This window comes from Paenibacillus sp. 102, assembly GCF_039549175.1.
In the GTDB taxonomy this organism is placed as follows: Bacteria; Bacillota; Bacilli; order Bacillales; family Bacillaceae_G; genus Bacillus_A.
Genome location: NZ_JBCGHT010000037.1, coordinates 1 through 12,147 on the forward strand (window position 1 = coordinate 1; position 12,147 = coordinate 12,147).

Sequence of the window (12,147 nt, forward strand, 5' to 3'; positions counted from 1 at the left end):
ATCCATTCGTATCATTAAATGGTGATGTGTATGTTCCATATACACTACCATAACGATCCATAACGTCACCAACTTTAGGGGATATTTCTTCTTTTATGGCATTTCCCATCCGATCAACTACATATCCTTCCGCCTCTGGCCATTTAACTTTTCCAGTAATACTATCAATACAATTAGTACTAGAAATAACTTGAATATCGGTTTTTACCCCTGCCTCTACTGCCTTATTATAAGCTTCAATATTAGCTAGGATTTTTTCATTCGGAGACAAACTTGATTTATTAATATCCTCAATAAGATTTTTCAAACCAGCATTATCTATGTTTGGAAAATCTGTATTTTTAAATATTCCATCCCAAGCTTTGCCTCCGACCTCTTCCGAAACCTTAATTTCTTTTATAAATCCAAATTCCTCCAGATATTCAATGGACATTGGTAATTTCCATTGTATTCCTCCACCTACTGCATCAAAGGCAGGCGCAATTTCACCAGCAAAAGAGGTGAAATTATCCATGTCATATCCATATGCTTTAGCATCCATAAAGAATTCATCTACTAATCCTTTGTCTGGCCATGTTTCAATCACTTCTTTTAATTCCCTGAAATCTCGTATTACTTCATACTTATGATAAACATTCGGATTCTCAATATATGGTAGAGCACGTTCAGAAAATGAATATCCATTCGTATCATTAAATGGTGATGTGTATGTTCCATATACACTACCATAACGATCCATAACGTCACCAACTTTAGGGGATATTTCTTCTTTTATGGCATTTCCCATCCGATCAACTACATATCCCTCCGCCTCAGGCCATTTAACTTTTCCAGTAATACTATCAATACAATTAGTACTAGAGATAACTTGAATATCGGTTTTTACCCCTGCCTCTACTGCCTTATTATAAGCTTCAATATTAGCTAGGATTTTTTCATTCGGAGACAAACTTGATTTATTAATATCCTCAATAAGATTTTTCAAACCCTCATTATCTATGTTTGGAAAATCTGTATTTTTAAATATTTCATCCCAAGCTTTGCCTCCCCTCTCTTCCGCTACCTTCGCACCATTCTTCAAATTCAACCCATCAAAAAACGTCGCCGATTTCTTCTCAATCACTGGCGCATTTTCCACAGGTGTTTTCTCCTCTATATTAAGAGAAGGATTATCGAATTTCTCCCCAGATAACCGGTTCGCATTTTGCGCTTGCCCCTTAGTTTCACTCTTAGCAACAGAAAATAATTCTCCAAGTGTTTTTCTTTCTCCTACATTCCCAATGCCAGTTGCCAAAGGTTCAGGGAATAAATTCGGGATTTCAATATTTTTAATCTTCTCCCCGACATTCTTCATACTACCCGGCAGCTTATTCATGAATGCCGCTACTTCTTCCAACTTACCACCTATTTTACCGCTTTTCTCTGCTACTTGAAAGACTTTTGCACCCTCTGCGAGTTTTCCTAATACAGCTGATCCTTTCACTGCGGCGGTTACTTCACCGACGCCGACAAAACAACTACCAATATCAAATATCGCGCCACCAAGAGCATAAGGATCAGTCAATGCTTTTTCTACATAACCTTTTACGGAGTTAACTAGTGTCTTACCATACTTAGGATAATCCTGCCAACTGATGATGGCTTGCCCAAGATTTTTTAGCGTATTACCAGCTCCATAAATATCGTCCAGTTTCCACTGTTCTGTTTCTACGCCGCGTATCGAGTTAAAGCCCCACTCACCAAGCTCTAAGACTAGGCTCCCTAGCTTCGTCGCACCTATCGCAATCCCACTAATAGCGGATCCTGCCGCGCCTAAAAAACCTTCCAACACCAAGGCATCATCAGCAAGTCCTTTTAGGAAAGGGATGTTCTCTCCTACCCATTTTGTGCCTTTTCTCAATACATCCCATTTCTCACCGGCACTATTGGAAAAGTTTTGAAGCCAAGCCTCCACTGGATGATGTTCCGCCCATTCCTCTTGCTTTTTCTTCATTTCTCTTTCAGCTTGCAGTTGCGCTTCTTTTTTCGCCTTCGTGATTTGTGTATCCATTTCATGAATGCCTTTTGCCAAATCATCTAGCGCAAAGAAAGCTTGCAGTTGCGAATCAGTATAAGATAAACTACCCATCTTCCCTGCAATTTGAACTTGTTTGTTTAGGGCATCGAGAATTTCTTCCGCATTGCTTTTTTCTTTTTTGCTTTCAAATTGCTGTACTTTTTGAATCGTATCCTCTAGTTCTTTACTAGCTGCAACCAGTTTTTCATCAAACTGGCTTTTCGGCATACTCAGTGAAATCAAATCACTTACGCTGTTGTAAATATTAGAGATGCGACTATCCATTTCATGTTTCTTGGGGTGGAGATTGGAAAGTTTGTTTTGTGCTTGCAGTAATGCATCTTCCAGAATAATCGCATTCTCATCAGTTTCTCCCGTTGTTGACTGAAAATCCTGTAAGGTTTGCGCCATTTCTATACTAAGTAATTCATTGGTATCTTTCAATCCAATCACAACTGTATTTTGGTTATTATTGATGTCGTTGACAATCGCTTTCCCTGTTGCACCCTGCATGGCATCGGCCTGGATAATGCCATTCAATGCTTGTTTGGCTTGTTCAAGTTGATCATTTGTTTTACTGGTGTCTTTTTGAAGTTTTTCCAGTACTTCATGGAATTCCTTTAAATCTACATGAAAACCCATTTAATCCGCCTCTCTTTCTGGGGCACGGCAACATCGCCCTAAATCCATTATTGAAATTCTTAATGTACATATATGTAGTAACCTATATCTTCTTTTATATGTTTATTAGACATATCATTCTTTAAACGAAACAATCCCCTAAAGAGCCCATCTTATAGTGGGTTCTTTTTTTATGCGAAAAAAAACAGCGAATTCTTAACTATTTCATCAATACTTTTTAAAAAATATATCCCACATAGTTCTGATAAAACAATGGTTGACTCTAAATGACACGTATCTCGACTGATCTCCGGGTAGTTTCTTCAACTGTTTCTAAGAAAAAACATGATTGGAAATATCCGTCCAAAATGAAATAAGAAAAAGAACACAGATTTCTGAATAGATCCCAAACCAAATGGAACAAAAAAGAACCCTTATCATAAGGATTTTGCAAAAGGGAACAATAAATATATAGAATCAAGATAAAGAGAATTACTTGTTATATCGTATATATGTATAAGGTAATGTTAAGGGAATATTAAGGAATGGTCAAACTTGTTAGAATTATACGAAACAATTGCTATTCGTTGGATGAATTAACACCAAAAATCATTAAAAAGGGAACAGCATCTCGTGGGAAGTCGAGATGCTTTAAGAAAATAAATAAGAAAAATCTTGCATAGATCATAACATACTTTATGAACAAATGAAGGTACACTTTTTTGTGGAATTATATTATTTACGTTAGTAAAATACGAAATTACATTTCGTTTTAAAAATCAAATTAAAAAGCATCCTTGAAAAGAATGCTTAAAAAACTAGGTTACTTAAAAACTCTTTAATATCATAACCTTTTTTCTCTATTAATACTTAGCTTAATAAAATTGCTTTGTCTTTATTTAACTCTGAGGCTTCAACCATTATATGTTGTGAAATACCTCAAATGCTATATACCAGGTCCACTATACTTATCTTCTAATAATCATCTCTTCCTTCAAATAATTCTTGGTATATAATCTCAAGAAAAGTTTTTTTATCTACTATATCACTTTCAAAAGGAAATGACATCTGATGAAATATCTTAGTAGTAGTCTCAATGTTTTCGATTCCCATTACTATAACTTCTTTAGCCCTCTTAAAGTACCATTCAGAATAATCAGATTTTACACCTGGAACTATTAATCTACGAATAATATATTTTTGGTTCTTCTCATCATTAATATCTAGTGCATAAACACTGTTACTCTCCTCATCAATCATATAGTTAATATCAATGTACTTTAATATACTACTTAACATATTAATATTTACTTTTGCCATATCTATCTCCCCCATATTGGAAATGCTGTAATTGGTTGATTATTTCTAAAAAATACTTGATCAGTATATGATTGTCCATAATTTAAAGTGCCTCGCTGATATCCTGAACCTATCATATTTTTATAAGTAATTGGCATCTGAGCTAAATCCAAATCTGCAGGCTTTCACGTACGATAAAAGGAATCGAAACCATTCATGCCTTATATAAGCAAAGACGAAGTCTTCAAACAGACTTCGTCTTTCAACGTACAATGAATTACAACCATTACTAGTAGCCACATAATATTTAATTATACACGCTGACCTATATCTATCTCTTGTAAAACTTTGCAACAGAGCCTTCAAAGATACATATTTGCATTCTTCAACCCAAAAGATATAATTCTTTTAAAGTTTCTATAAAATCAGAATCCGTCTTTGCTTCAATCATATTAATAAGATCATAAAATTGGCTTAGTTTAAAAGAAAAATTGTATAGAACAACCGCGGCACTATTCAATTCTCTAGATTTATTTATATAAATCTTAGAGTTACTTTTCCCTAAAAATAAAACATTATATCTATCATTTGTGCTTTTTTCTAAAATTATTCTATCTGGCTTAAGTTCGAAAAAAGAATAATACTGTTCATCTGAAAACGTTTTGAATATCTTTTGAATATTATTTAATGATGTTGTACTCCTAATCTCATTTCGAACATTTGTATCATACTTTCTTACTTCTAACTTACTTTTCGAAAAAATATATAAAGCCAATGCTGATTTATATTTATCTGAAAATGTATCTACTTTGTATTCTTTTCCTCTAACAACTTCAAAAATCTCATAATGATTATTTACTTTATTAAAAGTTAACTTAACAATAGTTTCAGGATAATCTTCCCCACCTAATGGTACAACACAAATAATATCTTTTTCCCTTTTAATCACTTTAAATTCTGTTTCAATTAAATTATATATACCACTTAAGTCCATATTTTATACTCCTTTATGGCTTTATTTGTTTAATAATTTCAAGCTCTATTAATTCTTCTATAGAGTAAGTTCGACCATTAGGTTTATATTTAATAATTTGCGTTCCTCCACCTGGCTGATCAAACCAAGGAGCAATTTTCCCTGAAGTTACTTCAAAATCAGCAATAACCTCATAAACATAATAAGGCGCTTGTTCACTATGCGGGGCCAAAGCTCTACTTGGGAACGAATCACTTTCAGGAGCTAAAAAAGAACCTGCCGGATTACCATATCTATCCAACTTCGTTCCAGGATGTAATGTTTCCACTTTTTGAGTTCCCGAAACAAATCCATCATTAGGCGGCCAATGAATTTCCCCTGTTTCTTGGTCATAGTATTTTGGATTCTTATATACATCCTCATATTTCTTATATAATTCTTCACTAGGTGGATAATTCCATTTCTTTATATTTTCAGGGATTTTCACATCATCTACATGTTTCCCAGCCTCACTAGCTCCCTTACCAACATTACCCGTACCCTTAGTTTCACTCTTAGCAACAGAAAATAATTCTCCAAGTGTTTTTCTTTCTCCTACATTCCCAATACCAGCTAGCGAAGTTTCAGGGAAGAAATTCGGGATCTCAATATTTTTAATCTTCTCCGCGACATTCTTCATACTACTCGGCAACTTATTCATTAATGCCGTTATTTCTTCCAACTTACCACCTATTTTACCGCTTTTCTCGGCTACTTGAAAGACTTTTCTACCCTCTACGAGTTTTCCGAATGCAGCTGTTCCTTTCACTGCGGCGTTTACTTCACCAACGCCGACAAAACAACTGCCAATATCAAATATCGCGCCACCAAGAGCATAAGGATCAGTCAATGCTTTTTCCACATAACCTTTTACGGAGTTAACTAGTGCCTTACCATACTTAGGATAATCCTGCCAGCTGATGATGGCTTGTCCAAGATTTTTTATCGTATTACCTGCTCCGTAAATATCGTCCAGTTTCCATTGTTCTGTTTCTACGCCGCGTATCGAGTTAAAGCCCCACTCACCAAGCTCTAAGACTAGGCTCCCTAGCTTCGTCGCACCTATCGCTATCCCACTAATAGCGGAACCTGCCGCCCCTAAAAAACCTTCCAACACCAAGACATCATCAGCAAGTCCTTTCAGGAAAGGAATGTTCTCCCCTACCCATTTTGTACCTTTTCTCAATACATCCCATTTCTCACCAGCACTCTTGGAAAAGTTTTGAAGCCAAGCCTCCACTGGATGATTGTCCGCCCATTCCTCTTGCTTTTTCTTCATTTCTCTTTCAGCTTGCAGTTGCGCTTCTTTTTTCGCCTTCGTGATTTGTGTATCCATTTCATGAATGCCTTTTGCCAAATCATCTAGCGCAAAGAAAGCTTGCAGTTGCGGATCAGTATAAGATAAACTACCCATCTTCCCTGCAATTTGAACTTGGTTTTTTAGGGCATCGAGAATGTTTTCCGCATTACTTTTTTCTTTTTTGCTTTCAAATTGCTGTACTTTTTGAATCGTATCCTCTAGTTCTTTGCTGGCTGCAACCAGTTTTTCATCAAACTGGCTGTTCGGCATACTCAGTGAAATCAAATCACTTACGCTGTTGTAAATATTAGAGATGCGGCTATCCATTTCATGTTTCTTGGGTTGGAGATTGGAAAGTTTGTTTTGTGCTTGCAGTAACGCATCTTCCAGAATAATCGCATTCTCATCAGTTTCTCCAGTTGTTGACTGAAAATCCTGTAAGGTTTGCGCCATTTCGATACTAAGTAATTCATTGGTATCTTTCAATCCAATCACAACTGTATTTTGGTTATTATTGATGTCGTTGACAATCGCTTTCCCTGTTGCACCCTGCATGGCATCGGCCTGGATAATGCCATTCAATGCTTGTTTGGCTTGTTCAAGTTGATTATTTGTTTTACTGGTGTCTTTTTGAAGTTTTTCCAGTACTTCATGGAATTCCTTTAAATCTACATGAAAGCCCATTTAATCCGCCTCTCTTTCTGGGGCACGGCAACATCGCCCTAAATCCATTATTGAAATTCTTAATGTACATATATGTAGTAACCTATATCTTCTTTTATATGTTTATTAGACATATCACTCTTTAAACGAAACAATCCCCTAAAGAACTCATCTTATAGTGGGTTCTTTTTTTATGCGAAAAAAAACAGCGAATTCTTAACTATTTCATCAATACTTTTAAAAAAATATATCCCACATAGTTCTGATAAAATAATGGCTGACTCTAAATGACACGTATTCCAACTGATCCCCGGGTAGTTTCTTCAACTGTTTCTAAGAAAAAACATGATTGGAAATATCCGTCCAAAATGAAATAAGAAAAAGGCCACAGATTTCTGAATAGATCCCAAACCAAATGGAACAAAAAAGAACCCTTATCATAAGGATTTTGCAACAGGAAACAATAAATATATAGAGCCAAGATAAAGAGGATTACTTATTATATCGTATATATGTATAAGGTAATGTTAAGGGAATATTAAGGAATGGTCAAACTTTTTAGAATTATACGAAATAATCGCTATTCGTTGGATGAATTAACACCAAAAATCATTACGCCCAATGCTATCTGGACGCGTAAGATGCCCTTCACTAGATGTATACGTAACAACCTTACCAACGTTATTGTTCTCTAACTCTCGATCAAGATGTTCTCCTAAAGCTTTTCTTCCTTTTATCTCTTCTTCCCTTCCACGCTTTGTGATCTCTTTTAAATTTTCATTCTTAACATCCCATTTTTACGATCTAAAGGTTTACCATCTCCATCATAAGATTCACAGTAGCGTTCATATCTAGCATCATCTGCTACTTTATACTCTCCTCGCGCTTCAGCTTCATCTATTTTCTTTCGATAGTATTTTTCTCGTTCTGAAGTTAGTTTAATTTTGTTTGAGTTTGTATTACTACCTTTAACCGTACCCTTACTATCAAGAGAAGCCTCTACACCCTTTATCTCATCATCTATAATCTTATTACTTGCTGTATGATGCTTTATTTACCCAGCTATGGAAATCTGTACTGCCTTGTTTAGATGTTATTTGGCCAAAGTCGTCAACTTCAAAGCTTTTCGATTTGGCTGTCATATCATCTATGCTTTTGGCTATCTTTTCACCAAGCTTATACCCTTATAAATTCTGGATTTCTCCATACTTAAACATGAAAATTTGCAATAGTATAGGTAGTAGTTTGTTGAACCGCTCTGTTAAATAACCTTTCTATTCTAAAATAAAAAGGTTACCTCATGAGCAAGTGAAACCCACCACTTATGAGATAGCCCTTTAATTTTAACTCTCTATTAATCGTGTAATTTACTTAAGAACTCTGTGAAAGTATTAGCAACAAAAAATACATTTTCTCTTGCGACTTTCTCTGCTTCTCCTGCCGTAATCCCTTCGCTCTCCATCAGCGCTTCCTTTTCCCATGCATCTTCATGTTCCCAAAAGACAACAATTGGATTCTCTTCATGATTTTTATAATCAAAACAGATTAAATTTCCTGCTGGATTGATTCCAAAGGGAACTACATCTTTAGGTAAGGTAGCACGATAGTTATTATAATCTCTTACAATATAATCACTACTCTCCTCATCAAAAGAAAGTAATGAACCAAAGACTCTTTCTATTCCTTCAACATCAAAACAATATGGTATTACATTAGCCCCATGATTTACCTTTGCACACTCGATATAATCTTTTGGAAACTTGATTCCCAGTGATTGACCTATTTTTTCCACAAATTCTTCCGTAACCAAATCATCCGCATACTTCCATTCTAAATTCTTCATCTAATTCCGCCTCCCTATAATCTATTTCCACCTAAATGATTCACACTATGAACTTCTTTTATTACTAATTGCATTTTTCCTAGTATTTGATGATGATGCCATTTCCCACCAGCTTCATTTATTTAGGAATTAATTGGAACTAAGTTATCAATATCTCCAGATCCTTTAAATTGACTACCAATTAAATGACCACCATCATCTCTCCCTGGATAATTACCTCTAATTCTGTCTGTTCCACCTACATTACTTTGAGTATATTGATTTCTCTTTCCTTTGCCGAGTTGTATTTCCGCTTCGACACTATCAATCCGACCAAAGTTGTTGGTTTCATAGGTATATCCTTCTTTTTTTTGTACTTCACATTTTCGTCAAACTTAGCTCCTTCTACATTTGCTCCTGTTAAATCTGCATTTGTAAAATCTGCATTTCTAGCATCTATTTCTGATAAATTTGCATTTTCCAAATACGCTTTTTCAAATTTACCATTTGTAAGATTAGCACTGCTAAAATCCGTTCCAGTGCAATACGCCTGTGTAGCATCAATTCCAGATAAATTCGCATGGCAAAAAGTAGCATGATTTAAAATTGTTCCAACTAATTCTCCATATGAAAAATCAACTTCATCAAAACAAGTCTCGAAGCAACTACTTATATTTATCTTTGCATATTTCATATTTGCTTTAGAGAAATCCGCTTCGCCAAACCTACAATCTGCAATGTTGATTTCCCCTAAATTACAACTTCTAAAGTCAGCCAGCTCAAAATCACAATCACGAAACGCTGCTCCCATTAATGAGGAAGCCCTTAATATAACTCGGTTTGCCATAATACGCTTTCCCATTACCTCTGACAGGCCTGAAAAAGTAAGGTCTAACTCATCTATAATCTTATCATTGTATTGAGATCTACTTAATATTTCCATCACTCTTATTCTATCATTATTCTTCACATTCATGATTACAATCAACACTCCATTTAATTGCCCTCACTTGAATTTTATAATACATTTCAATCACGTAGAAAAATTATGGATGTCTTTTTTTAATAGTTAAAGACATTTTTTGTATTAATAGATTAATAATAGGACACCAAATAAGTGCTCTTACTTCCCCGTCAAAAATCCTTTCTGTTTCGTTCACTTGTTTTAGATGCCTGTGCATCTTTAACTTTAGCATCATGAGCTTTGTCATTCTGGTAAACGAATATAAATCAAGTATTAAATAAGTGTGGTTATCCCTCTTATAAAGCCACTGTATCCAATATCATGTGTCTACTTACTAAGATGAGCTATAAATTCAAATATGATTTTCCTTAATCATTGGAAATATATTGTCTTATAAGCTATCGATTTGGTTCTCAAATCCATAAAAAGAGTACATCAACAGTTTTATTTGTTGATGTACTCTTTTATATTATTTTTATAGATATATTTTCAAATATAATTATACATTTCCCGCTCATTTTCACAATGTTTTTTATCCTTTTTTAATACAAAATTCCCATCATATAACACATTAATTTTTCGGTGGTGCTTTAAGTTCTTTTATAAATGTTGTAAAATCTTTTGCAATAAATTTTATATCTTCATCTAATAATTCATTATCTTGTTCAAAATAATCCATATCGCAATAGTAAAGATTACCTTTCCCCTCTCCTTCGAGCAATAAACAAACTAAACTTTCACCTATGCTATAACCAATTGGGAAAAAATGAGAAGGAACTACTTTCCCTAAGTTATATTTGTTAAACATTTCTTCTAAATTAAGATTCGTTTCAGTAGTTAAAGGAAAAAATAGTACAATAGAAGACTCGACAGTACCTTCTTTTCCGTCATCATTTGTAACAAATCTTCTTTTCTCCGCTTTCCCCCCATTATTCAATAATAAAAATTGTCTATACTCATCTGGCAACTTAATATTATATTTCTCCTCTAAGTTTTCAATTTCTCTCTGGTCCGTTGGAGGAAACGTATATTCAAAGTTCATATTTATTTCTCCTTCACTTTTTATAAATAGGTTTTCACTCATCATATAATCCATCTAATAGCTCTGAAAATGTATTACAAATTATCTCTATAGCTGCTTCTCCTTGTTCCTCATGATCCCAAAATACAATTGTCGGTGATAGTTTATCCGCACGATAGTCAAGACATATTAGATTTCCAAAAGGATCTCTTGCAAAAGGAACAATCCCCTCTATCTCAGGCTGTATTGGATCGTAAAACATCTCTATATTCATATCTTGACTTGTGAAACTTAATAGATTATTTATTACACCTTCCCCTCCATTTTCAAAATTAAAGTTATCTGGTTCCGGACATCCACCATTATACTTCATTACACATTCCTTATAATCTTGTGGAAAGATTACTCCAAAAGATTTCTCTACCTTAGATATTATTTTTTCTTCAATAAATTCTTCTGTAAATAGCCAATTTACTTTTTCCATGTCATAATTCCCTCCAAAATCTGTTTTACTAAATGACCTTTCCTTCCTGGAACGCCACCACCCCAGATTGCTCTCCCACCTGTATGTGGTGCTGCATCATGTTCAAAGAAATTAACAATTTGCATTCTTCCTGGATCTTGATGGTGATGCCAGGTCAATGTTTTGGGTACTTTCCCTCTTTTTAAATACTCTATTTCACTTGGAGTAAATTTCAATGCCAAATCTTGATCTCTTTGTATCTTTTCATATAGCCTTAACGATAACTCTCGAAATTGTACTTTATCTGGTTCTAAATAAAACGATTTATCTAAAAGCATTTCTTCCTTAGAGTTGAATAGAGGAAAACCTTCTTTATATTACCCGTACCCTTAGTTCCACTCTTAACAGCAGAAAATAACGCGCCAAGTGTTTTTCTTTCTCCTACATTCCCAACACCAGCTGCCAAAGGTTCAGGGAATACATTCGGGATATGAATATTTTTAATCTTCTCTCCGACATTCTTCATACTATTCGGCAACTTATTCATGAATGCCGTTACTTCTTACAACTTACCAACTATATATCATGGCTTTTTTACTTTTCCGCTGAAGTTCGTTCTGCCCCGTCTGGTAATATTTCTACACCTTTAAAGGTGGCGAATACGTTGTCTGTCTGCTGCTTTTACTATTTTAATTTCAATTATACTAGCAATTTGTATTTTCCTTAATTTATAAAAAATACTTTAATGAAGCTATAGGTCCCCTATTAATAAAAAAGCACTTGTTGTCTTTAATCGACAATTGAAGTGAACCCAAAAAGTTAGACACATATTTTTAAGCAGCTTGCGAGAAATGAGTTCTGTATTGTACAGGACTCATTCCTTTTAGTTTTATTTTAATACGATCATGATTATAGTAATGAATATA

The 12,147-nt window shown here is 34.5% G+C and carries 9 protein-coding genes and 8 pseudogenes; 1 reads left to right on the plus strand and 16 read right to left on the minus strand.

Annotated elements, in window-relative coordinates; all coding sequences use genetic code 11:
• The 3 genes and pseudogenes from AAIE21_RS28540 to AAIE21_RS28550 form a co-directional block, all read right to left on the minus strand.
• Positions 1 to 787: TNT domain-containing protein (locus AAIE21_RS28540; RefSeq protein WP_343269785.1), on the minus strand; the 787-nt coding region annotated here is incomplete at its 3' end.
• A gap of 390 nt (positions 788 to 1,177) precedes the next feature.
• Positions 1,178 to 2,698: pseudogene (locus tag AAIE21_RS29725) on the minus strand (T7SS effector LXG polymorphic toxin); the annotation flags it as partial.
• Positions 2,699 to 3,652: 954 nt separating this feature from the next.
• Complete coding sequence (locus AAIE21_RS28550) at positions 3,653 to 3,997, minus strand: hypothetical protein (protein WP_343269779.1); 345 nt, start codon at positions 3,995 to 3,997, stop codon at positions 3,653 to 3,655.
• Positions 3,998 to 4,161: 164 nt separating this feature from the next.
• Between AAIE21_RS28550 and AAIE21_RS28555 the strand changes: the two are divergent.
• A pseudogene (locus AAIE21_RS28555) lies at positions 4,162 to 4,280 on the plus strand (IS6 family transposase); the annotation flags it as partial.
• Between the two features lie 81 nt (positions 4,281 to 4,361).
• Here AAIE21_RS28555 and AAIE21_RS28560 read toward each other — a convergent pair.
• From AAIE21_RS28560 to AAIE21_RS28615, 13 genes and pseudogenes are all read right to left on the minus strand, one after another.
• Complete coding sequence (locus tag AAIE21_RS28560; protein ID WP_343269780.1) at positions 4,362 to 4,970, minus strand: hypothetical protein; 609 nt, start codon at positions 4,968 to 4,970, stop codon at positions 4,362 to 4,364.
• 13 nt (positions 4,971 to 4,983) lie between these two features.
• Entirely contained in the window at positions 4,984 to 6,972 is a 1,989-nt protein-coding gene (locus AAIE21_RS28565; RefSeq protein ID WP_343269781.1) for a glycohydrolase toxin TNT-related protein, read from the minus strand.
• A 590-nt stretch (positions 6,973 to 7,562) separates the two neighbouring features.
• A pseudogene (locus AAIE21_RS28570) lies at positions 7,563 to 7,918 on the minus strand (ADP-ribosyltransferase); the annotation flags it as partial.
• Positions 7,918 to 8,176: pseudogene (locus AAIE21_RS28575) on the minus strand (hypothetical protein); the annotation flags it as partial. The pseudogenes AAIE21_RS28575 and AAIE21_RS28570, both read right to left, overlap by 1 nt.
• A 129-nt stretch (positions 8,177 to 8,305) precedes the next feature.
• Positions 8,306 to 8,794 (minus strand): SMI1/KNR4 family protein, encoded by a 489-nt coding sequence (locus AAIE21_RS28580; RefSeq protein WP_343269782.1) that lies wholly within the window; start codon positions 8,792 to 8,794, stop codon positions 8,306 to 8,308.
• A 14-nt stretch (positions 8,795 to 8,808) separates the two neighbouring features.
• A pseudogene (locus AAIE21_RS29730) lies at positions 8,809 to 8,895 on the minus strand (HNH endonuclease); the annotation flags it as partial.
• Between the two features lie 24 nt (positions 8,896 to 8,919).
• Positions 8,920 to 9,141: pseudogene (locus AAIE21_RS28585) on the minus strand (DNA/RNA non-specific endonuclease); the annotation flags it as partial.
• Positions 9,129 to 9,749: pseudogene (locus tag AAIE21_RS28590) on the minus strand (pentapeptide repeat-containing protein); the annotation flags it as partial. The pseudogenes AAIE21_RS28585 and AAIE21_RS28590, both read right to left, overlap by 13 nt.
• 559 nt (positions 9,750 to 10,308) lie before the next feature.
• Entirely contained in the window at positions 10,309 to 10,779 is a 471-nt protein-coding gene (locus tag AAIE21_RS28595; protein WP_340507663.1) for an SMI1/KNR4 family protein, read from the minus strand.
• Positions 10,780 to 10,813: 34 nt separating this feature from the next.
• Positions 10,814 to 11,242, minus strand: a complete 429-nt coding sequence (locus AAIE21_RS28600) for an SMI1/KNR4 family protein (RefSeq protein WP_343269783.1) — start codon at positions 11,240 to 11,242, stop codon at positions 10,814 to 10,816.
• The gene (locus tag AAIE21_RS28605; RefSeq protein ID WP_343269784.1) at positions 11,230 to 11,559 is read right to left on the minus strand and encodes an HNH endonuclease; all 330 of its coding nucleotides are present in this window, start codon (positions 11,557 to 11,559) and stop codon (positions 11,230 to 11,232) included. Before AAIE21_RS28605 ends, AAIE21_RS28600 begins: the two co-directional genes overlap by 13 nt.
• Before the next feature lie 38 nt (positions 11,560 to 11,597).
• Positions 11,598 to 11,768 (minus strand): annotated as a pseudogene (locus AAIE21_RS28610) (deaminase domain-containing protein); the annotation flags it as partial.
• Between the two features lie 286 nt (positions 11,769 to 12,054).
• On the minus strand, positions 12,055 to 12,147 hold a 93-nt coding region (locus AAIE21_RS28615; protein ID WP_343267758.1), incomplete at its 5' end, for an IS3 family transposase.

Coding starts and splice junctions, on each gene's coding strand:
- AAIE21_RS28600 (WP_343269783.1), bottom strand. CDS start 11,242: ATGGAAAAAGTAAATTGGCTATTTACAGAAGAATTTATTGAAGAAAAA.
- AAIE21_RS28595 (WP_340507663.1), bottom strand. CDS start 10,779: ATGAACTTTGAATATACGTTTCCTCCAACGGACCAGAGAGAAATTGAA.
- AAIE21_RS28580 (WP_343269782.1), bottom strand. CDS start 8,794: ATGAAGAATTTAGAATGGAAGTATGCGGATGATTTGGTTACGGAAGAA.
- AAIE21_RS28565 (WP_343269781.1), bottom strand. CDS start 6,972: ATGGGCTTTCATGTAGATTTAAAGGAATTCCATGAAGTACTGGAAAAA.
- AAIE21_RS28550 (WP_343269779.1), bottom strand. CDS start 3,997: ATGGCAAAAGTAAATATTAATATGTTAAGTAGTATATTAAAGTACATT.
- AAIE21_RS28560 (WP_343269780.1), bottom strand. CDS start 4,970: ATGGACTTAAGTGGTATATATAATTTAATTGAAACAGAATTTAAAGTG.
- AAIE21_RS28605 (WP_343269784.1), bottom strand. CDS start 11,559: ATGCTTTTAGATAAATCGTTTTATTTAGAACCAGATAAAGTACAATTT.